Genomic DNA, 26,810 nt, shown 5'->3' with positions numbered 1-26,810 from the left:
TAAAAATATTGCTTTTTATCGTTCATAAGATTTGGATTTATTTTTTAAATATTCTAAATTAACTTTTTGAATGTATTGATTTATAATCATGTATTGAGGATAATATTTTTCTTTTAAATTATCATTAAGATCAACTTCAATTCCTTGATTATTTAAATGTTCAAATAAAATTTTTTTTGTTTTTAGATCAGCAATTTCATAAGCCAATTTAAAATTAGGATTTTTTTTAAAAGTTACTAATTCTTTTGGATTTAAAATTAATTTTGTTTGATCTAAATTTTTTAATCATTGAATTAAAAAAATTAATTCTCTGTTTTGAGTTTCTTCGCGTGATATTGTTTTTTCTAATGGAACATATTTATTTTCTAATAAATATTTCAAATTTCGATCAAATTTTTCTAATGAATCATTGATATCTTCATTAGATAAATTTTTGTTTTGAAAATGATTTCAATTATTCTTAAATAATATTTTAAATTGATTACAAAACTCTGTATTTTTATTAATATGATATCTATTATGATCACGATAATGACTGCGATCATTATACAACCAACTTTCAAGATTTTGACAATTTTCTAAAATTTCCAATGTAGTTTTACAACGATTTTTGATTAAAGATTGATAAACTTCATCATAAATTGGTTTTTCTTCTTTTTTTAATTCATTATATTCAGAATCAACTAAGTCTCTATGAGTATATTCAGTTTTACTAGTAAATTTATCAATATTTTGATTAAAACTTACTGTAATTAATGAACACAATGGTGGTTGTTGTTTTAAGTTTTCTATTAAAGTATCATAAATTAATAACCCATATACTGGATCGATTTTTTCAATATAACAAACTTCTTCTAAATCAACATTCTGATCAAGTTCTTCTTTTTTAATTTTAAAAATTTTAGTTGTATCCACATAAGAATCTTTATACAACAATTGTTTTTCATTAGAATTTTTAGGAACAAAAATTTCTTTATTTTTGATTTTTTTTAAATTTCCAGCATCATCTCTAGCACTACGAATTTTTAAATAGTAGTATTCTTGTTTAACTTCAGAATAATAAATGATAATTGGATGATGGTCTAAACTTTTACCTAATTCATTAAAAGTTATTTCTGCTTTTCTATTAGTAAATATTGTTTTTAACTTTAAACCTAGATTCATAATTATTCCCCTTTTTTTAATTTTTTTTACTACTGAAAATTCGTTTCAATACTTAATAATTCATTAATTCATGAAATTATTTCTTCAAATATTTAAATTAATATCTTTTAATAAGATTTGTTTAATAAAAAAATCAGCACAATTAATACTGATTGTTTTGATATTTACTAATTAATTATTATTTCTTATCGTTCATATGAATTTGATTTTTTACTTTTTTTTGCTTGTTCTTCTTGTTCTTCTCTTATTTTTTCCATTTCTTGATAAGTATGATATTGAATGTAATTGTTTTCTTTTAAAAAGTTTTCAAACTCGATAATATTTTTAATTTTATATGGTCGATTAGGATCAGAAGCTGATCTACGAACATTAATTTTTTGATCAAACAACTTTTCATAAATCGCATATAAGGGTTCATGCAATGAAAAAAAGTCATTTCAATAATATTTTACTTCTGTGGAAATACAACAATAAATATCTTTACAAAGTTGTTTGTTAGTTCATGCAGGTCAAAAAAAGTTAGGAGCGTTTTCATGAACGGTTTTTTTCAAATTTTCAAATTCAATACTTCATTTTTCTTTGATTTCAGAAGATTTATTTTTTAGTTTGTTTTGCAATAATCTTCATTCATGATTTAATAATTCTTCATGAGCATACTCTGTTTTGCTAATAAATTTGTTTAAATTTTGATCAAAACTGACTTTCATTATTGAACAAAAAGGTGGTTCTTGATCTAAGTTATGTAATACTTCATAATAAATATCTAATCCTTTGATTGGATCAATTGAACCAATAGAATGAGAATTATTTGGATCAACATATTCTTCAAGTTCAGATCTTTTAATGTGATAAATTTTAGTAGGATCAACATAAGAATCCTTTTTTAATATACCTTTAGCATTAGGATTTGCAGGAAGAAAAACATCATTAAATTCAGGTTTTTTTAATCTTCCTTGATCATCTCTAGCACTACGAATTTTTAAATAACAATATTCATCTTCACGTTCCAAATAAAGAATAATAATTGGATGATGTTCTAAGTTTTCTCCGAACTCACTAAAAGTAATGTCAGTTTTATTTTTAGTAAAAATTGGCTTCATTTTTTCAATATTCATTTTTATTTACTCCTTTTTAATTAGATTTATTTTATTAAATTTTTTTGATTTTATTACTATTGAAAATTCGTTTTGCTTCTTGATATTCTTGAACTTTTTGCTCTAAATCAAGTTCTGCTTGTTTCTGTTTAGCTAATAAATCCTCATGAACACTTTTTAAATGTTGTAGTTCTTTAAACAATTTATTAACTTTTTTAAACTGTTGATGAAAGAAATCGGTTTCGTTTTCTAGCCATTTTAAATTCTTTTTATGATTAATTTTTTTAATTGGACTTAATTGCTCTTCTTTTTTTATTGTTTGTAATTCAACTGCTGCTTTAGTTATTGAATTTGTTGATTTTTCTTGTTTTTGCTCTAGATTTTGATTGGAATTAATCGGCATTTTAGTTGTACTTTCTTCTTGTTTAGTTGTTGAATGATTGAAATTATTTAAAGATTTAAAATCATTTTCTGCTTTTTTAATACTAGTATTATTGTTTAAATTGTTCAATGTTTTTGTTTCAATTTTATTTTTATTGTTCATAAGATTACCTTTAATTATTTATTTTTTCTTTTTATAAAAAATTTGAAATTACTCTTATTTGCTACTGTACTTTCTTTTGGAATCATTGATTTTGGAATTTTGATTCCTGCTTTATTAAATCTTCTTCATCTTCAAGTTAGACCACCTGCAATTGCTCCTGTTGTTGTTATTGTTGCTAATGGAACAGTTCAATATAAAATTCTTTTTGTTGTTTCACTTTGATTTTTTTCAACAATTTTATTATTAATATCAAATGGATCAACATTATCAAGTCCTGGTAAATTGCTAATTGAACAAACATCATCCACGCAATTTGCTAAATCAATTACAGGATTATTTTTTGGATCAAATTGATTACTATTAATTAAAACCCACTTATTAGAATTAGTTGTTTTTAATGAATCAGTAATTGAATTAATTGCGATTGCTGCTATTTTTTCTGGTTCTTTTTTAGATCAAATTAAGTCACTAATAGTTCAATTATCTTTTTCAACTCCATTAATTCTGATGATTTTTCATTCAAAATCAGTTTTATATTTTAGATCTGGATATAAATCATGTTGTTTAGTTCATCTACGTAAATACTCTGTAATTGCACTAGGAATTAATTTTTTTATATAATTTGGATCAGTAGAATTGATTGTTAAATCAGGAAAATAAATTTTAGATAAATCAACTAATTTATTAACTTCAAGATCTAAACTATTAATTACAATTAGTTTTAATTTTTGATAGGACTCATTTTGTCCAAAGTCAATTAAAATTGTGACTTTGTTTGTTCTTCTTTTTTCACTAAAAGTAGTTAATTCTTTTCAAGTTTGCTCATTTGCTTGAATTTGATAATCATTAATGCCAAAATCATTTAATTTATTAGCAACATAACTAGTTACTTGATTTTCTAACTTAATTGGATCAGGTTGATTAGTTTTAAATGGATCAATTAAATAGTTTTTTGAACTAATTAAGTTATTATCATCACCACTAATTTGTTGATTAGTTAAATTGTTATCATCATCATTAATATTATTAACATTTAACTTAATTATTGATTCATTGTTAATTAAATTAAAAAATAATGATTCATTTCAAGCAGCCATAATTGCTTCATAAGGCAATTCTTTTGCTGCTTTTTCATCAATCTTATAAACCTTTTTTAAGAAGTTTAATAATTTTTTAGCTTGAATTGTTGTTCAAAAATCAACAGCATATTTTTCATTTATGACATTTAAAATATCTTCTGGTTTTTGGTTGTTTGATAAATTTTCTCTACGAATTTGTACAATTTTAGCGCCAAAGGATTTATTGTTTTTGTTGATTGAATATTGATATCAACCAGAAATACTTTGAAAAGTATTATCTGTATCAGGATTAATATCTTTTTCTAAATAATGATTTAGTTTTACTTTATTAAAATCTAAACTACTACCATAATTTTTGATTGCGGTTTCAATTCTTGTTTTAATAGTATTAACTAAATTAGTTTTTGCTTCAGCAACTTGGTCTGCTTTATCCTTATTTTTTGTTTCCACAGGTTTAGCATAACTAATATCTTTAATTGAAAATAAATTGTAGTTATAATCATCAGCAGCAACAAAATTTAAGTTTAATGAACTTAAGTTTTTTTGATTGTCAACTAATTTAATAATTGCTTCTCCAATTGCATTAGCTAAACCGTTTAATCAAATTTCTTTTTCAACTGTAGATTTTTTGATGTAAGCATATAAATTAATTAGATCAATTCTATTTCAAGTAAATAAACTAATTAAATAATCATTTGTTGTTTGATTTTGCTTGCTTAATTTGGCAAACAAACGATTTGGTTTAGTTGGAAAAATCCAACTATTTTGATCAACAATGTTTAATTGATTACCATTAATAATACGATTATTTTTTAGTTCTCCTAAAGAATATTGATCAACTTTTTGCAATTCATCAGTTGAAAACTGTCGATTAATTCCTTTATAAGATATTGATCCTTCAGCAATATAACCAATATTTGCTTCATCACTAATATCAGGATCACTTAAAAAAGGGAAGTTGGCTGGTTTTTTAACTCAAAGAATTCTTTTAATGGTTCCTGTTGTTGGATTTATGTTGGGATTATATTCAGGATTATCAATTTCTTCACCATTTTCATCTTTAATTTTAGGCGTAATTCATAATTTTTGATGCTCATTACCTTCAGCATCTGGATTTCAAGCAAAGTATTTTAAATCTAAATTATTTAAATTTGATTCAACAATAATTTTTAATTGATAAATTGTTTTTAGATCTTTTTGAGCAGCAATTAAATTGTTTTTATCATCTCTTTTAACTTCAATCAAATATTCGTTTTGTTTGTATTCAGTTTTAGTTGTTTGTTGATTATTTTGCTCTTTTGCTTGATTTTTTAATTTATTTTGCTCATCAACAAAATCAAACCGACCATCTCTTAATAATTGGTTTGATAATAAATTTAGAACATCTAAAGCTTTGCCATTAACATAAATAACTTCAGTTTGTTCTTGATTACTTCTAAAATTTAGTTGTACTGGAGCATGATAAACTCTTGTTTCATAACCTTTACTATCAATACTGATTAGTTCATACTGATCTTTGACAAATTGAACTTTCTTTTTTTGATTTAAAACAAATTTTTGACTAACTGGATCAATTTTAGGAACTAAACCTGGAATTAAATTAACCCGATCTTTTACTTGTTTTTTATAATATTCTTCATTTAATGTAATATTTCAAGGAATACTAATAGTTCAATTTAAGTTGCGGTTTTTAGATTTTAAATTTCAACTTAATACTAAATTATTAGTTTCAGGTTCAAAAGTAATATCACTAAATTTACCATCATTAAAAATGTAATATTTTCTATTCTCATCAAGATTAATTGCTGATTTTTCTTTTAAATTTTTAATTCTTTCATTAATAATATTACGAATTTGATTAGCATTATTGATTGTATTTGGTAAATTAGATTCATCTGATTGAATATTGATTGGTTCACCTAAAATAGTTTTAAAATCATCAAAATGATCTTGAAACTGATCAGGAACATAATTTATAGCAAGATTAATTGAATCTAAATTATAACCAACAGCTGATAAAGAAGGATCAGCAACATCATCATATGATTTAGTTCTACCACTTGGAAAACTGATTTTATTATGAAAGTTAGTATTAATTACAAATCATCAAGTAATCTTTCATTTTGCTTTTTTAATGAATAAATTAATGCTAGCATCAGTATAAGAATCGTTGTAATACTTTCTTTGATTGTTTCTACCATTAAATATTACAAACTTTTTTGCTTCATCATCTTTACTTGTTTCAGGAATTTCAGATCATTTGATTTCTTTAGCATTATTACTTAAATTATTTTCTCTAGATTGAGTTAAGTCTTTAATGCCATAACCATTAAAATTAGCTCATTTTTCATCTTCATTATAACGACCTCCAAATGCTTCATTTTTTATATAACGTTCCACAAAATAATTTTTAAATAAGATGCTAGAAGCAAAATTACTAAACTTAAATTGCAATTTGGCATTTCTTAATGGATCGATTTTGGTTAGAATTCAGTTACGATTAAATTGATCTTCTGATAAATCGACACTTTTTTTAGATGATTTAAAATAGGTTTTATTTGGAGTTCGTTCGTAATCTTTTAATGATTGATATAAACTTGTTATTCCACCTAGACCTTTTGATTTAAAATCTTCAAAATGAATTTTAGGTATGCTATAAGTTATTCCTTGATCATGATCAGCTGCATAAATTTTAGTAAAGTTATTATTAACCAGATTATCTTTTTTATTATCTAATACTGCTTGTTTTATAATATTAGTTTTATTTTCTTGATTAAAACTAATTGCTGCTAATGGTAACAAAAAGATTATTCAAATTGATTTTAATCATGTTTTTTTCATTGTTTTCTAATTAGTTTCTTTTAATTCGTTTAATTAAATTTGATAAAATTCTTATTATCTAAATTTCTATAATTTAATTCAATTTCTAAAATTTTAAAAATGCTTCGAATCATAATTTTTCTTGTTGTTTTTTGAGTCATTGGTAATATTATTATTCCCATTTTAAATAGTGAGGAAGTAGAGTTTTTTACACATTGATGACCTCCTTTATTTTGGACTAAAGAATGATGGAATAAAATGATTACTGTCTTTCCAAGTGAAGCAAGTGGATGGATTGGTAATGTATTTGCTTGAATTATTGTTCTTGTTAATTTCATAATTGTTTTATTTCTTTTAATTATTTCGCCTTTTATTATTAAATGAATTTACAAAAAGTATTGGGATATTAGAACTTTTAATTATTTAAAAAGAGTTATGAGAGAAAATATAGATATTGTCAGAAATAGACGAAAAATTTTTAAGGATGATGAAGGTTATACTTATGGAGCTAGAGGTAAACGAAGTGGCACAAGTAAATATGAAAAATGATTTTATGAAACTGTTAAAAAGCATCCTGAATATCATCAATGAAAGGATAAAATTTTTGAATCTAAAGAAGGTGAAAGTAGTCGTTATTCTGATTTCTCTTATAAATATCTATAAATATCTTGCTTAATTATTAAGATATTCTTATTTAGGTTTAGGAACTTCTCTTTTGTTTCGTTTTGAAGTATCATATTTAGCAGCAATTCTTGATGCTTGATGACGATATTTTTGCATTTTAGGTTCGTATTGGATTTCATCAAGTTTATAAGCATTGCCTTTAGCTTTTTTAATTAATTTGGCTTTAAGTTTTTTAGCTTTTAATTCAGTGCTAGTTAAAAAAACTCTTTTATTTTCAACTGAATGAATATTTTTATCATTAATTCCAATTCTTGCTTTTTCTTGAGCGTGCGTTAATGCTTCTTGATACTCACGGTTTAATAAAGCCGTTTTTTTATCAACTTGAATGTCATCACCCATTCTCATAAGTTCGTTTAATTTCTTGTGATAATTTTTATTTATTCCTTTTACGTCTTTAAATTGATTGGTTTCTTCATCTACCCAATCACCTTCTTTTCATTTATTATCTTTTAGTAAATAATCATCTTTTTTAAACCATTCTTGAGCATTCATTTTTCTTCCTGCTTGAATTTCAGCACTGCGTTCAACTTGGTTTTTACCTAATCTTGCTCAGCCCATTTTCATTGATTTTTTAATATGACTTGGTAATTTACGATTAATTCCCTTAGCAGCCATTCAACCGCCTAACCCACCACCATATGCTGCTGCTTGAGCAAATTGTTCTCTTTTAAAACGAAATACTTTAGCATTTAAACCTAACAAACCACCTCTAGTATGCATTCCAAATTTTTCATGATATTCTTGTTTTTGTTTATCAGTTAAATTTCTACCTAAACCATTTTTTATATTTTCAGCCCTAGTTTTTTTCATTCAATCATTGGCTTCTTTAGAACGTTGACCACCAATCAATCTTCTAGCACCTTTAGCTGCTTTACCTACTAAAGCAACACCACCAACAGCCATAGCACCAATCATTTTCATTTGATTACTTGTTTCTGCTGCTTCTTGAATTCCCATTTTTTCACCAATGAACGTGGCAATTAATTGACCAATGTTTTGCAATCCTAAAACTCCAGCAACAATAATAACTAGTTTGGCTACTTGATGAGCTAAAGCATTACCTTCAGGAAATGAACCATCATTTAAAATGCTTGTTGTTATTTTGATATAAATATTAAATAAAGTAAATCCTAATGGTAAAAAGCCAATTCCTAAAATTTTGCCTGAAATACTTTCTAACCATAATTTCATTCTACGTCCATGATCAACAGTTGTGCTCATAACTATAAATGGCGAAATCAGAAATAAGAAAAAGATGTCTCAAGTTTTAGCAGCAACTAAAAAAACAAGCATGCCTAATCCCACAAATACAAATCCTAAACCAAAAATTTGAAGAATATAATTGTATTCTCTTCAATTATCAGGCATACTATAATCACCTTCACGAGCTACTACTTTAGTTTTTGGATTAGCACCTAAGTAATACATTTGATCACTAATTGTTACTCCACCTCCAGCTTGTTTAATAACTGAATGTAAAATGGCATTAATCCCATAAATTGAAAGTCATAATAATAAAGGCAAAATAAAAACACCAAAAACTCCTAAAAGTAAGAATTTTGAACCGTTAATTAAATTTAGTCTTTGTCTATCAACATCGCGAAAAAAACTAACCACTCAATTAGCACATAGTATTAAAACACCTAATACAATCGCTAAACTAAGCATAATTCAAAAAGCGGTTGTTACATTAGCTAATTGAAACCCATTACTTAAATCACCGTTGTAAACTAATTTTTGGATTAAACCTTGAGAAAGTCACGTAAACACTTTTTCAACTCCATCCATGATTTGTAAAATGGGTGTTATAATAAAGTTTCAAAAAAATCAAGCAATAATTTTTTGAAACACTGCTTCAAAAACTGTACCAATCGCTTTTCCAATTACATCAAAAAATCAACCCATTTACAACCCCTTTTTATTAAATTGTTAAAAAATTAAATCTTGGATATTTAAATACAAATTCACTTGTTAAATTGTTTATCAGTAATGAAGTATTACTTTTACTTCCTCCATCAAATCGGCTCATAACTCCATCTAAAACTCCTAAAAGAATAAATATTGCAACAACTGAAATTGAAATATATAAAATACCTTTTTTTAATCTGTTTTGTGCTGCTATTTGCTCATCACCAGTTGCAGCCATTTTTGCTTTAAAAAACAATACTAAACAACTAATAATCGCTAAAGCAATTGTTAAACTTACCCCAATGCCTCAAATAAAAGGTCGGGCTTGACTTCAAAAGGAACTTACTGTACTTTCAATCGTTTTATTAATATCTGGAGCTTCAGCAAAAATATTATTTAAAATGTTTGTCATAATTTAATTTTTTTCTCTTTATTTTTTCTTAATTTGATAATTTTTTAGTTTTTGATATCAACTATTTAAATCATGAATTAAATCTAAAATAACTTGTTGATTAAACTTAACTACTACTTGATTAAATTGATCTTGTGCATCATCAATAAAAAACTCTTTAACTTCATCAATGTAAAAATTAAAATTAATTTTTTCTGATTCAGTTTGAAATCTAAGATCTTTTAAATCAAAGTTTAATTTTTTATTTTGATAAATATTACTAACAATTTTTTTCAACTTGATTAAATGATCTTGTTTTCATTTGCTTCAATCACTTTGATATTTGTTTAAAAAGGCAAATCGACTAAGAATTAAATAAAATATTCTAAAGTTGTTTAAAGAACTTAAGCCAATATCAATCGATTTAACTGAACGAATAAATTCAGGATCTTTTTCATTATTTAAACCATACTTAAGCGCAACTGATTTTCATTGTTCAACTTGTTCTACTGCATAATTGTTTCATTGTTTTAAATGAACGAATTGATTAGTTCAATTAGTTTTAATTGTGTTTTCCGTTCAAGGTTTTTTACTCATTAAATAATTAATGTCATAATAACAATTACCACTTCTGTTATAATCATCAACAGCCATTTTCTCTTGTTCTTCTTTTTTAATAACTGTTGAACAAAACATTATTTTAGATTGATTATTAGGATTGTTTAGATTAGTATTAATTGGATTATTAGAATTATTAGGATTATTAGATTTATTGGAATTAGATGGATTGCTATTATTGTTATTACTAAAAACGCTACAACCACTTACACCTAATCAAGTTCAAGTAATTCCAATAAAAATCATTAATAAATAAAGTCTTTGATTTTGATTTTTTCTCATTTTTATCTTCCTTGATTTTCTGGTTTTTTAGCATGTAATTCAATTAAATTTTTGACTCATGGTTCAGCAGCAACTTTAAGAAAATGTTTTTCTTTTTCTGAAATTCTTAAATAACACCACCCAGTTTCTGCACGAATAATCGAATTAACTTCACTATCATTTAAACTATGATTAAAAATTGTTTCTTGCAATTGCTGGATATTTGAAGTTTCTAAATTGAAAATTGCTAAATATTGCGAATTATTAATTGCTGCTTTAGTTTTCTTTTTAGTTTCTTCATCATCTAAAAAATCTTCTGGATTTTGAGTTGCAATTACAATTGAACCTTTTTTCTTTCTAATTTGTTTATATGTTCTTGCTAAAAAATTTAAGAAAAATGGTTGTTGTTTATCAAGCATTTTATGAGCTTCATCAATAAATACTAAAATTTCGTTATTGGCCATTTTATCGTTTTTTTGAATTTCAGCATTAACATAGTTCAATAACAACATTTGCGTCCCATACCTTCAATTTTTATCAACATCATCGCCCATTTGATAAAAATCAAAAACAGTTAAGTTTGAAATTGTTCTTAAAGTTGTTATTCCATTGAAATATCTGCCAAACTGTCCTTCTTCATTTTGATAATCATTAGTATCTTCATTTCATCTAATCGTTGTTAGTCTTTGTAATAATCTACTAATTTTGGTATATTCCAACATTTTTTGTCTGTTGGATGGTGATAATTCTTTATTAGTTGATAATAAAAGATTTATTTTTTTAATTGCTAGTTTGTACAAATCATTAAAAATTGGAAACTGATCTACTGTTTTAGTACCAACATTAGAATTATTAATTTCAAAATCCAAATATAATTCTCTTAATAAATCTGCTAATAAATCTTCTTCAAAAGAATTAATACTTTCATTAATTTCACCAGTTAAAGTAAAAGAAGAAAAAACGGCTTTAAACCAGTTTTTTAAAAACAAAATATGATTACCAACATAATTAGTTTTTAAATCTTTACCAGTTTCATCAGCATCTTGAATGACAAATATTTGCAATGGATTAATTCTACTATCAACTGATGCAACATCAATAATGTCACCATTAAAACCATTAGCTAACTTTTTGAATGCTTGTTCAAAATCAAAAATAATAATTCTTCTTTGATATAAAGTATTAGTTGCAATAATCATTGATAAAAAATAAGATTTACCTGCACCTGATTTGCCTAATATCACCATATTAGAATTTTTCCGACTTGATGTTCGAGCAAACAAATCAATTGCAATTGTTTCATTATTATTATCAACTCCTCAAAAATCAGGTAAATTAGTATCAACTAATTCCACTGAATTAAAAGGATAAGAACTAGCACATGTTTCAGAAGTTAATGTAAATTCATTTTTGCTTGCTAATTGATCTAAGTTTTTTGGAAGCATAGCTAAAAAACCATCTTCTTGTAAAAAATGTAAATCATTAGTTAGAAATCTTTGGTTTGTTTTAAGTTCATAAATTAAATCTTTTTTTACTCTTTCAACACCAACATTAGTTTGATTTTTTTCTTTAATTGCAAAGCCAACTGGCATTAAATATAAATTACCTTTTTTTAAATTTTCTTGTTTTAGAGCAATTTGCTCTTGTAATTCAGTCAAAATATTTACGATGTTTTGATTACGAATTTGATTAACTTGTTTTTTTCTTGGTGAATAACTTGCCTCCATGTTGACTTTAGCTTTTGTGATCTCATTTTCTTGCTGTTCTTGACTTCATTTTTTTAAATTGAAAACAAAATTAAGATTATTGTTTTGTGCTAAATTTTCTAATCAGAAATCAGGTAGGCTTTGATATGTATCTGATATTGATAAAATACTTGTTTCAATAAAATCATCAATAATGTACTTATTGTGATTTCATACAATATTACTAGGCGCTAATAAAACATTTAAATTATTTTTATTTGCTTCTAATTCATCTTGTTTAATTTCTTCTTTAAAAGGATTTGGATTAATTAATCTTGATAACACATTAACAATTTTTAAAGCAGTACATTTTTTTATTTTATTACCCATGTTTGATAACAAATAAATTGCATTACTTGTTTTTGTATTTAGATTATTTAAGTTAGTATCATAAATAAATAAGTAAAAACCAGCTTTAAAATCTTCTTGATGATCACCATAATTCTTTCAAAAATCAATTTTTGCTTTTCAAAAATCATTTACTTGAGAATTAGTTGGTTTAACCATTTTGTATTTTTTGATTATTGATTCAATTCCTTTTAAAAAGTTTTTTGGTTCAACAATTTTTACTAATGAATAATTACCTTCATTATTAACAAAAAAATTTTTTAAACTTTCTAAAATTAAACTTTGTTTTACTTGATCTTCTAAATTCAAATCCCGTCCGTCAATATTAATTGCTTGGATATAAATTCTTGAACTAATTCTTTCAGTTCCAACTCCAAAACTACTAAAAGTTGCAATCGTATTTTCATCAACTAATTTTTCATAAGGAATGATATATTTGGGATCATTATTGATTTTTGGTGATATTTGAAACCTAATTCAACGAAAAAATATAGTATGTAGTCTAGCGTTATGTTTTTTCAATGGAATAAAAGTAATACCCATCATAGCAATTAAAATAATTGAAATTAACACTTTAATTGCTAAATCCCATTTTTCAGGCGTACCTAACATTCCTGTAATAAAACCAATGCCTAAATAAACTAGAATAATAAAATATTCATATGTTTGAAAGTTGGCATATAATCTTTTATAAACACTTAAATTTTTAATAACTAAATTTCTTCTCATGATTATTTGTTATCATTCATTAATTTTGCTTGATCAAATAATCTTTTTTTAATTTCTAGATTATTTTGGTTATTAGAATTATCTTTTTCAGAAGCAATATTTGATTTAAATTCTTTGCAATTAATTAATTTATTAATACTTAAATTTAAGTTATTAAGAATTTTGCCTTGTCGAATGATTTTTTCATAAATCTTTTCATTGTTTTCTAATAACGGCTCAATAACTTCAGCAATTAAACCGTTTTGATTTTTAGCAAGAAACAAATTTAAACTAAATTCTAAAAGTTGGTTGATATATTCATTCAATGAATAAACACCACCAGCGTTTTTAATAGTCATTAATTCATAACCTTCATAAAATCGATTTAGTAATTGATCATTTTTAAAGCGTAAATTTAATCGGTATGGTCTTTTTAGTTTTTGGTTGTTAATCATTTAAAAATCCTTTAATTCTAATTTATTTAATTCCAAGTTTAATTCTGTTAATAAAGTTAAATCTTTTTCAGTCCAGTCAAGTAATTCACATTGAGTTCAATTATGATAAATTTGATTAATAACTATGTTTTGAATTTTTAAAAACTCAAAAATAGCAATTTTTTCTTCTTGATATTCAAAAGCAAACATTTCAACTTGATTAGAATTATTTTGTGAATTCATTGGCAATATATAAGAATCTAATTTAATGTGTGGGGGCTTAGACAAATTACCTTTATTATTAATTCATGTTTCAAATTTTTCTAAATCTAAATTTACAATGTTGTTTAATGAAAAATCACTAATGGTATCACATCCAATTTGATATATATCTTGATCAAAATTTTCTTTTTGTTTTTTTCAAATTACTTTTAGGGTTAATTGCGATCATTTTGTCAAATCATCTCAAATTAATTTTTTTTGTTGATTAATAATTTCAATTTCCTTCTTAGAAGTAATTGATTGAAAAAATTTGTTAAATTCAATAAATAAATATTTAATTAAATCTAAGCGAATTTTAGCTTCATCATCAAATTCGTTTGGAAAAAAATGATTAATTATTTTAGTTCGCATATTTTTTCATCCATCTTCAATTGCTCCATAATTAAATTTATTACCTGAAAGATAAAATGGGTTTATGTTTTTAATTATTTCGTTTCTAGCAAATACAACTGATTTTTGATAATCAGGTTCATTTTGAAATAATTGATAAGCCATGCCACATTTAATAAAACTAGGTTTATGATTATCTAAAAGCAACAACGCTCCATCAGCTGGCATTCTTGATAAATCTTCATAATTCAGCAATGGTTTTTCTTGAAAACTTTCACTTAAATTTTGTTCAAGACCAGTCGGATTTAAACTTTGATTTGCAATCTCACCTTCTTTTTTATTACCAATTAATTTCAACACTTGTTGTTTAGTTGCATCGCTTTTAGAGTTTAAAAAAATCCACAAACTACATTGGTTAATAATCGTTTCACCAGCTTTATCACCATACAAATTTGTTACTTGTAATATATCTTGAACACAAATTAATCAATGCATACCTCTTGATCTTGATACTGCAATTCATTTATCAAAGTTTTCGATTTTACCAATATTGCCAAATTCTTCTAAAACAAATAAAACTTTACGTTTTAATTTTTGATCAGGCAAGTTTTCTGCTTTATAAACTAAACTTTGATACTGTTGGTTTAAAAAAATTTGAATCAGTTGTGAATAAATCGTATTATCATCAGGAATAATTAAAAATAAGGCTGTTGGTTTTTCATCAAGATCAGCTAAACTAAATGAATTTAATTTAGTAATATGATTTAAATTAACATCGTTTAAAAAAATATTAATCTTACTTTTCAAAGTTGAAAAAATCGAATCTAAAGTTTTATTGTCTTTTGTTTGATCTGCTCAATTGCCCATGGCAATTTTAGCAGGATGATTAATATCTAGTTGGTTGATATAATTTTTAAAATTATCTTCATTATTTAAATTAACTGCTAAATTAAATAAATTAAAATTCTCTAAATTAAAATTTGAATCAACTAACATCGCATAAATACCAGCAGTTAAAATTTTTCTTGCAGAATCATCTCAAAAACGATCAGTTGATTTATCATTTACTGGCACAATATTTTCTGCAACTAATAAAATTTCTTTTTGATATTTTTGTAAATGCAAACTTGTTTTTTGTTGATAAGCATTTATTTTTAAATTGATTGTTTTAATTGTTTCAATTAAATTTTTTAATTTAATTAAACTTTTTGGTTCTAAAAGATAATTTTCATCTTTGATTAATAAATTAAAATCATTAGCTTCTAAAAGATTAGGAACATTAATTTTGCTCGATTTAATTTTGTTGATTTCTAAAAGGTTTTGCGCTTGATCTCATAAAGTATTTTTTTGTTTTTCAAGTAATTTAATATTTTTTTCAGCATTTAAACAAAATTGGTAATTAACTCATATTAAATGTAATGGATTTCATTTCGAAGATTTTTTACCATCACGAAAATTTAAAACTTTAATTTGATAACCTTGATTAAACAAAATTTTTGAAGTTGTATTAAATAATTCACCTTTAGGATCAGTAATAATTAAAGATGCCATTTTATCTTGAGACAAACAACTGTTGCCAATTAAAGTAGGAATAATAATTTTTTGCGTTTTTCCTGAACCGATTGTTCCTAAGATTAATCCTGAAATATTATTAATCATATTAAATTTAATTTGTTTTGGTTTTTTCTTGTTATTTAAACTTGCTCTAACACACCAACCAGGATTTTTTAAATTATTAGCATAAACATCATCAAAAAATACTTGAGATTTATTTTTTTTTAGTGTATTAATGTTTTTATATTCATTAATTAATCATTTATCATCTTCTTTAGTTTCGATTGTATCTTTATCAACTTTTTTGATTTTTTTATAAAGATCTCTAACAACATAAATTAAAACTAATCCAATAATTATTATTTCTATAACAATAAATAACCATAATCATTGACCATTTAAAATATTAATAGTTAAATACTTATAACTTTTTTGAAAAAAATCTAAAAATGAATTTGGAATTTCTTTAGTATTTAAATAATTAATTAAAAAAATAATTGCAAAAAGTAAAAGATGACAAATTGTTTCTGTTAAGATTGCTAAAATGAAAAATTTAAACAAACTTCATTTTATTTTTTTAGAAAAATTAGTATTCTTAATTTTTTGTTTTCATTGGTTCATAGTTGAAAATATTTATTTTTAATGGTATATCTGATGGCGTGAATAAAGAAATTCCAATAATAATTAAAACTAAACCAATAACTAATATACTAATTGATGCGATTTTTCAGTTGTTTTTAGTTTTCAAATCATTAGCATTTAAAGTTTGGAAAGGTAAATTTTTAAATCTTTTTCTTCATTTAAAAAAAGAAACAACTCCAACTATAACTAATATAAAACCAATAAAAAACAACGTTTGTGATGTCGAAGGACTATTACTAGCTGTTTTATTTTCTGAAGCAGCAATTAAAAAATCAATCATTTTTATTAACCTTTTTTTCTCATATTGTATTGATATTGATCAAAAACATATTTTGCTCTAAAATTGGCAAATATAACTTGAAAATATTTATTAATATTAAGTTCTTTTTCTGGCACAAATGTGCCATTGTAGAATAAATTAAAAAAATCACAATCATTTTTGAATCTAAAATAATTATTTTATTTATGGCAATTAATTTTTTTAATTTTTCAAAAGTAAATCATTTATTTTTGTTAATGATTTTCAGATGTCTTTCTAAGCTAATGTTATGAAAGGAAATATAGAAAATGTTATTGTTCATTTTTATTTATTGCTCCTTTCATTAATTAATTTTTATTTTTTTTATTTTTTTTACTAATAGTTCAATAATTTTGATATTAAAAGCATTTCATTCTAATTTTTAATTAACAAAACTTTTTTAAATATTGTAAGATTTGATTTTTTATCATCTTCAAGCAAAACAATTTATTTAACTAATTTTTAGAAAAACCGGTTGTAAAAAAACATTTTTATTTTCATGATGAGAAATAATCTTACCTTGCATAGCAATTGATTGGTTAGTAATTTTTTTCTTAATTTCACTAAATTCTGATGATTTAAGATTACTTTTATAATTTTCATTAACTAAAAATAAAAAGTCTACTTCTTCAATTCAAAAATAAAATGTTTGATTGTTTTTCTGTTGGATTTCAAGAACAAAAAAATTATTTTTTTTAATAACACTAAAAATTTTTCCTGAAATCAAAAACAAGTTTTCTAATTCTGATCGCATTTTAAGTTATTTTTTAATTTCTATTTTTTTCAAGCATTAGCTGGATGATCATTTTCAACTTTTTTTGCCACATCATTATCTAAAAAATTCAATCGAACAAACAAACTTTTAACTAAAAAATGATTTTTTCCATTAATTTCATTCCCCTTGGATTTAGTTATTCAATTACCTTTGATTACAACGAGATTATTTTTTTTAATATTTTCCACATTACAAATATTTTTATCTTTGAAAATAAAGCAGTCAAAAAATTGATTACAATAAATTCTCCCTTCCTTTTCATAAAATGAAATATCATTAATGATTTTTTTTCGATCTTCTTCAGTTCTTTTTTTATAAATCTCAATCAATTTTTTATGATATTGTTCATCTTTTAAATCTAATAAAAAGTTTTTGCGAACATTCATCACAAAAAATTTACCTGATTTTGATTCTCGTTCTTGAATATGATTAACTAATACATAATAAGTTTTTTGTTCGGGGTTATTGCTGAATTGAGCCTTTTCCATTAGTTATAAAAATTAATTCCTTTCTCTTACTTTTAATAAAATCTTTTAATTTGTTTAATAAGGATTTGTTTATATTGCACTCTTTAATCAAAGCAATTAAAACGTTTTGTCTATGTTTATTCAACATCACAAGAACTAGAAAATCTTGTTTTAAATTGATTTTTCATTAATTATTTTGTTTAAAACACAAAAAATTTTAGATATTAACTAAAACAAATTTTGATTAATCAATAATTTTCAAAGTTTATTTTTACAAATTAATGAACCATTTTAGTTCTTTGTTATCAATCAAAATTAGTTGAAAACAACAAAAAACACCCTAATTTGTTGTTAGGGTGTATTGTTTGTTCATAATTTTTTCTAGGATTTTATTGCTTTTTAAGGTGCCCCTAAACATTTGACCCTACTCAAGTTCTCAACTTTATTGCTAATTAAAAATTTATTTTTTTCAATTAATAAATTAGAATCAACAAGATAAAATAGAAGCCAACAGGTTTATTAGTAAAAGTTAGGAGTTTAGATATTAAATGTGACAACAAATTCGTACTAATTGAAAAAATTTAAAAAATAAAGTTATTTTTGTTTTTAATTGAAACCAAATTGATCCCTTAATTAAAGATCAATTTGTTCAATTAGATGCTAAAAAACAAAAACGTTACTGTTTTTTAAATCTTTTTCATTTTATTTTCATGCTATTTACTTGAGGATTCATTTTGTTAAACATCTTACAAGGTATAGTATTTCCAAAAAATGGCTTATTAAACAATTATAGTTATACAATTTGATGAAAAAATTTAGGAACATTTACTGTTCAAAGTAACATCTTTGTAACTTTAGTCATTACTGCTTATTTCATTAAACCTAATAGTAAATTATTTAAAAATTACTTTATTGTTGTCTTAATGTGTGCTTACATTGCCATTACATTTTTAGGTTATAACTTTTTCATTGGCATTAGTATTAAATATGCAACTTGATTAAATCATAATAATGACCAACAACGAATTGATGCTGCTGCATCAATCTGAAATCATGTTTTTGCTCCGATTGGTGCTATTGTTATTGCTTTATTAAGTGCAGAATATTTTAAAAAATTTTATTCTTTTAATTTAAAACAAACTGCATTAGTCAATTTTAAAAAACAAATTAGTATAGGTTTAGTTTATCCTTTAAGTTTTTTAATTTATGCAGCAGTAATTTCTTTAGTTAATGTTTATGTTGTTTATAACGGATTTACTAATTTAAACGCTAATTTAGGCTATTCAACAATTAATGGTGTGGGGAAATTAATTATTAAATCTAACCAACAAATTTACAATGGAGCTAATGATGGATCATTTAGTGCTATTATTGATAATCAGCAAACTGAATTTGTCTATGGTCGTTTGTCTAATTTAGTATTTTATTTTTTATTCATTGGTTTGTTTGCCTTATTTATTTTTTTATTTCAAGCAGGAATTAATCGGTTTTGTTTTCCAATCGAATTTAATAAAATGAAAAAACAAATTCGATACTATCACAATCATAAAAAATAATTTTGCTTAAAAAACTCAGTTTTTTTATGGTTAATGATCTTAATTTTAGAAAAATTAAGCCATTTTAATCAACATTTTTTTAATTTTAGCTTTGAAAATAATTAATTATCAAACTTTATAATAATTTTGATCTTTGATATCATATTATTGAATCATTAAAACAAGAAGAAATTATTACAATTAATTTTTATTATTAATCAGATTGATCAACTAAATTTTCTTTTTTTGATTTTTTTAACTAAAAACTATCAAGTTGATTTTCTGAGAACAAAATTAATTTTATCTTCTTATAAAATCTATTAATTTATTGATACTTAAGCAAATTTTGATTAAGTGCAATAGTTGTCTAATCGTGTAAGAAAGGTGTATTTAGTAAATAATTCATGAAGTTAAAAGGTTTTTTTAAGTTTAATCGCAAATTAAGAATTGGTTTGCTTATATCTTTATTAAGTGGTGTGATTGGCGGTAGTGTTGGAACTGTAATTGGTTTTAGTCCTCAAATATTTAATTACTATTCAGCAATTCAAGCGGGTTATGACCAAAATTTTCAAGTACCTATTTTTGAAAATAAGTATCAAAAATTCAGTACACAACAACAAAATCATTTACAAATAATTCAAACTCCTAATCTTAATGCCAAACAATCTTTGGATTTAGATCAAAATAAATTTACAACTCTAAAAAATCAAAAAGTAGTTGAGTTTAATTTATCTTCAAAAAACAATAATCTTAGTGAACAAACTAAAGAAGTGTTTCATGCTAAATTTAGTAAAGAACAATTTATTGAACAATTTTTAAATCGCTATGATCCTGATTTAGGTTTTTTATTTAACCTTCAATTTGCAACTAATAGTAATGAATCAAAAGAAGATTTAAAATTTGATTATCAAAATTTAATTACTGGTTTTTCACTAAATGATTTAAGTTTAGTTAAATCACGTACTTATAAAATTTTTGATTATGCTTTAAATGATGATTTTATTAACCTAACGGGTAAAATTACTGCTTATCTTAATATCAACATCGATCGTAGGGGTCAATTTGAAACTAAAATTTCTTTAGTTGGCTCAGATTTAAAAAATCATAGTTTAAATGCTAATAATAATGACAAACTAAAACTAAATTTTAGTGCTGAAAATACAGATGCTGCTTTTAAACCAATTGTTTTTTGAAATAATAATCAAACTAATAATTTAAGTGATTGATTTTGACCAATTCCTAAAGGTCCACAACAATCTGAAAAAGTTAAATTACCTAAAAGTGAAAATAGTAGTATTGTTGAAAACAATCAATATACAACAACTTATATAAATAATGGCTTGATTGAAAAACGATATACTGCTGTTAATAATTTGGAAGATAATGATAACATTATTCAAAAATCACAAACCGATAATAATCAATTACCATCTAATCAAAATGCTGATCAAAATACTGGTTTTAAAGTTGATGAAACTCAATTTGGCGAAAAATTAGTTAGTTTAAAATTTACTCATTCACAATGACAAACTAATTTTTTTAATCATTGAAAAGATGCAATTCCAACAAATCCAGGAATTCAAATTAAATTTGACTTGCTATTAAACTTATTAGATGCTGAATATGGTCAAAAACAAGAGTATAAAAATAGTTATTTTGGCTATTTTGACTTTTCTAATTTAAAAGGTATTAGTTATTATCATCAAAACATTATTAGTTATGATTTATCTCAAGGTAGACATAATAATCAAGGCATTTTCAAAGTTAATCTATTTGCTAGAGTTGATTTAAAAGGTGAACTTACTATTGGTTTATATGGCAAAGTTGATCATTTAAATTATTTAAAATCAAACAATTCTAATGATATTAGTGCTGATCAATTTAAACTAAATTCGAAAATTAGTAACATTGAAGTTAATCGTTTCCAAAAAGGGATTGATAATAAATTAGAATTAAAACAAGAAGATATTAGAGCAGTTAATCGTTTTAATCGTGATGTTTCTAGTGGTAAAACTGAAGTTTATACTCAAATTAATAAAGCTCTTAATCGAACAGATCGTGATGGAAGACAAGCAAGAAAATGAGATTGATGATCAATTGATCCTTATTTATTCCATTACAATACAAAATGAAGCAACTGATCAACTGAAAATATAGCAAGTTATGTTGAAAACCAAAAAGAATTTGCTGATCAAGTTAAAATTAAATTTAATTTTACTGGACTTTCTGCAACTAATAATCGTACTAATGTTATTTTAGATAATCCTAGAGGAGTAAAAGGAGTTTTAATTTGAGGTAATAAAGGTGTTAATTTAGGTTCTAATGAAAAAAATTATCAACCTTATAATCCTAATAATGTTAATGATGATTACAATTCATTTGAAATTCCTTTTAACAATTTAATAAAAGGAAAAAATCAGCATTACACATTGAAAAAAATGTATGCTTATCAAAACAATAATGATGGTTGACAAAATTTTGATAGAAATATTTTTAACTTTCAAAATACGGCTAAAAATAAAAACTGATCAGCAATGCGCGTACGTTTTTATCTTCAATTAGAAAGAATTGATGATTTTTCATATAAATATCGTATTGGTATGGATGCAAGTACTTATCAATGAAGAAAAGATAATACTGGCGCATCTAAAGGAAGAGCTGGATTTAAAATTAACAACATTAATTATGTTATTAACAATGAAAGTTTTTTTAATAAATAACAATTCATAAAATAGATCATTAATTAAAAACAACCATTCTAAAATTCAACAATGGTTGTTTTTTATTGTTCTTAAACTAAACAAATTGTTTTAATAATCTAGTTTTTGTATTGTCATTTGATCAAAACTAACAATAACTAAATAAGGAATACAGTTGTGTTTTTTAGCATATTTTAGTAATTTATCAATTTTTAAGTTTTGATATAACTTAGTTACTTGAATCACACAATCCTGATTGTTTTTATTCAAAGCAAATAAGTCAATTTGATGAAACTGATCATTAAAACTACTAGCTTTACTAACTTCTCAGCCAAAACTTTCTAAATACTTTAAAACACGATACTCGGTTTTAAAAGTCATAAAGATTTGATAATAGATTGTTTTTTTAATATTGTCATTTTCATAATCACTAATAAATTTTTTTTGTGAATATAAATAACATCTTCAAATATCTAAAGTTTTTGGTTTTATTGCTCAAACTAGCTTAAAAAGTAATTTTGGTGAATATTTCATTTTAATTCATTTTCTAATCATCATACGATAACGATAACGTTTAACGTATCTATCCATGAAATTGATTTGATCTCTTAATAGTGGCCCTGCAGAATAAGTATCTAATAAAATATGAAAACAATATTGAAATGCCCAAATAATATCTTTAATAAATTTATAAATATAACTATTAGTAAAAAATCTAAATCGTCTTTTTCATAGTTTACGAGTTGAAATTTTCATAATATCTAGTTAAACTTATCATTAATGATTAAAATTTTGTTATTTATATTCAAAAAAGCATTGTTTTAAATTTGATTAATGTTGATATTAAAAAATTTTCTTTTTAATTAGAGATAAAAAATGTTAAAATTACTCGTGCGTACCTAAGAAGATAATTGGTTTTAAACCTTAATGTTGTTAAGACAACGATTATTCAGGAACTTTTATAATTGATTTTGATCATTAGTTGATTTAACTCAAATTGATTTTAGTCTTAGTTTATTTTTGGTACTAACTAAAAATTTAAACTAAGATTTTTTTATGTACGCAATAATGTAGAAAAATCTTAAATAATTATATATACATGTTAAAAAAAAATCATGAACCAAAAGCTTTATTAGTTGATCAACTTAGTCAAAAGTTGCATGATTGCCAATCGTTTCTAATTTATGAATATGCTGGTTTTACTGCTAAAGAAGTAAGTAAATTACGTAATGATTTAGTTAAAGCTAATTGCCAAATGAAAGTTTATAAAAACAATATTTTAAATCGAAGTTTAAAACAAACTAACATTTATGCAACAGCTAATCTTAACGGTCCTAATGCCTTAGTTATTGGTACAGATAATATCGAACCACTAAAAGCAATTGCTAAAATGCAAAAAACTCATTCATTCATTAAATTAAAAGTTGCTTATGTTGATGGTAACTTAATAATTGGTGAACAATTAAAAGAGTTTGCTAACTTGGCAACTAAAAAAGATTTATATGCTATGTTCTGTCAGTGTTTACAATCTCCATTACGAAAATTAATGCATGTAATTAAATCTGTTGGCGAAACTAAAACCGCCTAAAAAAATTATATGAATTAATTATTATCAATTAAATTAATTATTAAAAAAATCAAAAAGGATCTAATGCCAATGGCAAAATTGAGTATTGAACAAATTATTGAAAGTTTAAAAGAATCAACACTAGTTGAACTAAACGATTTAGTTAAAGCAATTGAAGAAACTTTTGGTGTTTCAGCAGCTTTACCAGTTGCGGTTGCTGCTACTGAAACTAAAGCTAATGATGCACCAACAGAAGTTAATGTTGTAATTACTAGTGCTGGTGCAAGTAAAATTAATGTGATTAAAATTGTTCGGGAATTAACTGGATTAGGATTAATGGATGCTAAAAAATTAGTCGATAACACTCCTAGTACTTTAAAAGAAAATGTAGCAATTGCTGAAGCTGAAGAATTAAAGAAAAAACTGACTGATGCTGGTGCAACAGTTGAATTCAAATAGTTAATTTTTTAAAACATCAATATATTAATATCTCTTAACTATAAACACTTATTAAGTATTTTTTTAAATTACTTAATAGGTGTTTTTTTATAAATTTAATCATTTATTAATGAAAAAATGATTAATTTAAAACAAAATAATTATCACTGATTTTATCTTCTAAACCTAAAATCAAAATAATAAAGTTTATAATTCGATTAGATGAGTTATTCAAATCATAAGTTTAATATTTTATTAATTAAAAATTCAAACCGCTTAGATTAAAAATTGGATCTTTGATTCAAGTTTTTAACTTGTTAAATTAAAAAAACAAAAAGTAAAAAATGAAAAAAATTAGTACTAAAAATTTAATTATTGGATCATTAGTAGCCCTAACAACAACTTTAGCATTAACTGCATGTTCATCTAACTTAGGAAATAAAGTTATTTTCTCGATTGCTCAACCTACAAGATTTCCAATAGCTGCTGCATTAACAAAATTAGTTCCTTACTATAATCAAACATTTAGTAAAGAAAAAGATTTTGTTGAAATAGGACTAATAACAACAGAAAATCATTATTTAATGTCTGAAACTAAGTTATTAAATGATACTGTAAGTAAAATAACAGCAAATGATCCACTAACACCATCATTAATTTTAAATACACCTAGTTCAGCTAGTGCAATTCAAAGTCAAGCAAGACTTTTAGATGTTTCTGATTTAATTAAACCAAGTAACTTTACTAAATATATTGCACCAGTTTTTAATAAAATTTCTGGTGCTAAAGATGATGTTAGTCGTTTTTATGCACTACCATTAACTTCATCTAGTTTAGAAACTTTAGCAGTTAATTTAATAGTACTACGTTTTTTAATTGATGTAGCAATTGATCATGGTGCAACAATTAAATTTGAAACTAATAAAAGTGGTATTTTACAAGATACTTTTAAAATCAATCCACAAATCAGTCCACAAAATCTTTTTGATAAAATCAGATCAGAATTACAAACTAGTTCAGAAAATGCTCAAAAACGTTTAGTCGCAGTTAATTCTAATTTTGCTCAACGATATTCTCATCCAAATAATATTTCATATAACATAAATATAGATTCACAAAATTCAAGTATAACTTTATTTAAACCATTAATTCCAACAAAAAATGATCTATTAAAAGATTATACAATTACTAATGATACTTTTAATTACTATCAAAATTTAGTTGAATTTTCTCAAAAAATCACTAGTGTAATTCAAAAAAAACCAGATTATCAAGCACAAGAAACTGATAAAAATGTCAATATCTTATCAGTTGACTATTTTACTGATATTCTTGATCGCTTTATTTGACAAAACAGTGGTGAAAGTCAAGATCGTTTTATTTGAAAATATCAAAAAGATGCTAATGGCAAAAATGAAGTAGTTTATCCTTTTGAAAATCCAAATTCTAATGAAGAAAAAAATTTAATTGAAAGTGTTAAACAATTTGTTGGTAATGATCATCTTTTTAAATATGATCAAACTAAAAAAATTAAAGATGTTTTTTATACGCGAAAAGATTCTTATCTTAGTTTAAGAACTTTCAACACTGCTTTTGCAATTGCCCCATCTGTTGCTTTATTAGAATCAGTTCAATCTGAATCACTAAAGACAAGTACTTTAGGTGATATTCAAGATGCTACTATTAAAAATCAAAAATTTGCTTTATATCCAAAATTAGACACTGAAGTTAAATGATATCATCAAGTGATGGATTTAAAAAAGGCTAATAATCCAGATACTCAAAAATCAACTTATGTTCTTGGTGGTTCATCATTAATTCCTATTAAAACCAATCCAACTAAAGATAAAGGTTTAATCAAATTTTTAGATTGATTGTATAATGGCAAAATTAATGATCAAAAAACAACTGATTTCATTGAAGAGCAATCAATGTATTTTGTTCCAACTGCTAATAATTATGATACGATAGAAAAATCTCAAGTTCACTATCAACAAATTATTAATAAAATTCAAAAATCAAGTGGTGATAAGCAATTACGTTTAAAATCATTAGCACTATCAATTCAAGATTTTATTAGATTCCAAAAAATTGAAGATCAATATTCTCAAAAAAATCAACAAGATCAGCAAAATAGAAGTGCTTTGTTTAATAAAGCAGGTGATATTATTACTGCTAATTATAGTAGTAATATTACTAAATATCTTGGAACTAAAAATGGCAAAAATGAACCAATTACTGGTCAAGGATTAATTGCATATATAACCAAATCTAAATAATTTTAATAAAGTTATTTATTAGTTTAATTTGTTAGTAAAAAAAACAAATTGTTAGAAAAAACTTGAATCATTAGAAGAATTAATAACGATAATTTAAAAATAGTTGTTTTGTTAAAATTTAATAACAAAACAACTATTTTTTTAGA

The 26,810-nt window shown here is 23.9% G+C and carries 20 protein-coding genes; 6 read left to right on the top strand and 14 right to left on the bottom strand.

The features are described 5' to 3' along the window. Positions 1-15: 15 nt before the first annotated feature. The 4 genes from MCAV_RS01155 to MCAV_RS01140 all read right to left on the bottom strand — a co-directional run bounded on the left by MCAV_RS01155 (position 16) and on the right by MCAV_RS01140 (position 6,722). The gene (locus tag MCAV_RS01155; protein ID WP_391592066.1) at positions 16-1,164 is read right to left on the bottom strand and encodes an Mbov_0400 family ICE element protein; all 1,149 of its coding nucleotides are present in this window, start codon (positions 1,162-1,164) and stop codon (positions 16-18) included. Between the two features lie 185 nt (positions 1,165-1,349). Continuing rightward, entirely contained in the window at positions 1,350-2,279 is a 930-nt protein-coding gene (locus MCAV_RS01150) for an Mbov_0400 family ICE element protein (protein ID WP_391592065.1), read from the bottom strand. Between the two features lie 34 nt (positions 2,280-2,313). Next, positions 2,314-2,802 (bottom strand): hypothetical protein, encoded by a 489-nt coding sequence (locus MCAV_RS01145; RefSeq protein ID WP_391592064.1) that lies wholly within the window; start codon positions 2,800-2,802, stop codon positions 2,314-2,316. Between the two features lie 14 nt (positions 2,803-2,816). Further along, complete coding sequence (locus MCAV_RS01140) at positions 2,817-6,722, bottom strand: hypothetical protein (protein ID WP_391592063.1); 3,906 nt, start codon at positions 6,720-6,722, stop codon at positions 2,817-2,819. A 99-nt stretch (positions 6,723-6,821) separates the two neighbouring features. Between MCAV_RS01140 and MCAV_RS01135 the strand changes: the two genes are divergently transcribed. Next, positions 6,822-7,364 carry a hypothetical protein gene (locus MCAV_RS01135; protein WP_391592062.1) on the top strand — a complete coding sequence of 181 codons (543 nt, stop codon included), beginning with the start codon at positions 6,822-6,824 and terminating at the stop codon, positions 7,362-7,364. A gap of 27 nt (positions 7,365-7,391) precedes the next feature. On the opposite strand, the gene MCAV_RS01130 is transcribed toward MCAV_RS01135, so the two are convergent. The 9 genes from MCAV_RS01130 to MCAV_RS01090 form a co-directional block, all read right to left on the bottom strand. Then, positions 7,392-9,290, bottom strand: a complete 1,899-nt coding sequence (locus MCAV_RS01130) for an Mbov_0396 family ICE element transmembrane protein (protein WP_391592061.1) — start codon at positions 9,288-9,290, stop codon at positions 7,392-7,394. A 16-nt stretch (positions 9,291-9,306) separates the two neighbouring features. Further along, positions 9,307-9,705 carry a hypothetical protein gene (locus MCAV_RS01125; protein WP_391592060.1) on the bottom strand — a complete coding sequence of 133 codons (399 nt, stop codon included), beginning with the start codon at positions 9,703-9,705 and terminating at the stop codon, positions 9,307-9,309. 18 nt (positions 9,706-9,723) lie between these two features. Then, positions 9,724-10,584, bottom strand: coding sequence for a hypothetical protein (locus MCAV_RS01120; RefSeq protein ID WP_391592059.1), 861 nt, complete (start codon positions 10,582-10,584; stop codon positions 9,724-9,726). A gap of 2 nt (positions 10,585-10,586) precedes the next feature. After that, positions 10,587-13,385 (bottom strand): VirB4 family type IV secretion system protein, encoded by a 2,799-nt coding sequence (locus MCAV_RS01115; RefSeq protein WP_391592058.1) that lies wholly within the window; start codon positions 13,383-13,385, stop codon positions 10,587-10,589. Between the two features lie 2 nt (positions 13,386-13,387). After that, a complete protein-coding gene (locus MCAV_RS01110) occupies positions 13,388-13,819 on the bottom strand; it encodes a hypothetical protein (protein ID WP_391592057.1) in 432 nt (143 codons plus the stop codon). Next, positions 13,820-16,585, bottom strand: coding sequence for a type IV secretory system conjugative DNA transfer family protein (locus MCAV_RS01105; RefSeq protein WP_391592056.1), 2,766 nt, complete (start codon positions 16,583-16,585; stop codon positions 13,820-13,822). It lies immediately after the preceding gene. After that, a complete protein-coding gene (locus MCAV_RS01100; RefSeq protein WP_391592055.1) occupies positions 16,560-16,886 on the bottom strand; it encodes a hypothetical protein in 327 nt (108 codons plus the stop codon). Before MCAV_RS01100 ends, MCAV_RS01105 begins: the two co-directional genes overlap by 26 nt. 469 nt (positions 16,887-17,355) lie before the next feature. Continuing rightward, the gene (locus MCAV_RS01095) at positions 17,356-17,658 is read right to left on the bottom strand and encodes a hypothetical protein (RefSeq protein ID WP_391592054.1); all 303 of its coding nucleotides are present in this window, start codon (positions 17,656-17,658) and stop codon (positions 17,356-17,358) included. A 20-nt stretch (positions 17,659-17,678) separates the two neighbouring features. After that, positions 17,679-18,167 (bottom strand): hypothetical protein, encoded by a 489-nt coding sequence (locus MCAV_RS01090; RefSeq protein WP_391592053.1) that lies wholly within the window; start codon positions 18,165-18,167, stop codon positions 17,679-17,681. A 527-nt stretch (positions 18,168-18,694) separates the two neighbouring features. On the opposite strand from MCAV_RS01090, the gene MCAV_RS01085 reads away from it, so the two are divergent. Beyond that, positions 18,695-19,702 (top strand): hypothetical protein, encoded by a 1,008-nt coding sequence (locus MCAV_RS01085; protein ID WP_391592052.1) that lies wholly within the window; start codon positions 18,695-18,697, stop codon positions 19,700-19,702. A gap of 383 nt (positions 19,703-20,085) precedes the next feature. Then, positions 20,086-22,401: a hypothetical protein gene (locus MCAV_RS01080; RefSeq protein WP_391592051.1), complete on the top strand. Its 2,316-nt coding sequence runs from the start codon at positions 20,086-20,088 to the stop codon at positions 22,399-22,401. A 90-nt stretch (positions 22,402-22,491) separates the two neighbouring features. Here the strand turns inward: MCAV_RS01080 and MCAV_RS01075 are convergent, their stop codons facing one another. Then, positions 22,492-23,136: a hypothetical protein gene (locus tag MCAV_RS01075; protein ID WP_391592050.1), complete on the bottom strand. Its 645-nt coding sequence runs from the start codon at positions 23,134-23,136 to the stop codon at positions 22,492-22,494. 343 nt (positions 23,137-23,479) lie between these two features. Between MCAV_RS01075 and rplJ the strand changes: the two genes are divergently transcribed. The 3 genes from rplJ (at position 23,480) to MCAV_RS01060 (ending at position 26,664) form a co-directional block, all read left to right on the top strand. After that, positions 23,480-23,968 carry a 50S ribosomal protein L10 gene (gene rplJ, locus MCAV_RS01070; protein ID WP_391592049.1) on the top strand — a complete coding sequence of 163 codons (489 nt, stop codon included), beginning with the start codon at positions 23,480-23,482 and terminating at the stop codon, positions 23,966-23,968. A 69-nt stretch (positions 23,969-24,037) separates the two neighbouring features. Continuing rightward, entirely contained in the window at positions 24,038-24,406 is a 369-nt protein-coding gene (gene rplL / locus MCAV_RS01065; protein ID WP_391592241.1) for a 50S ribosomal protein L7/L12, read from the top strand. 323 nt (positions 24,407-24,729) lie between these two features. Beyond that, on the top strand, positions 24,730-26,664 hold the full coding sequence (locus MCAV_RS01060) for a P80 family lipoprotein (RefSeq protein WP_391592048.1): 1,935 nt from the start codon (positions 24,730-24,732) through the stop codon (positions 26,662-26,664). Positions 26,665-26,810: the final 146 nt, after the last annotated feature.

The organism is [Mycoplasma] cavipharyngis (genome assembly GCF_042984175.1).
GTDB lineage: Bacteria > Bacillota_I > Bacilli_A > Mycoplasmatales > Mycoplasmoidaceae > Mycoplasma_N > Mycoplasma_N cavipharyngis.
Note: the sequence above shows the minus strand (reverse complement) of the source record. Positions and strands in the feature narration are given on the sequence as shown.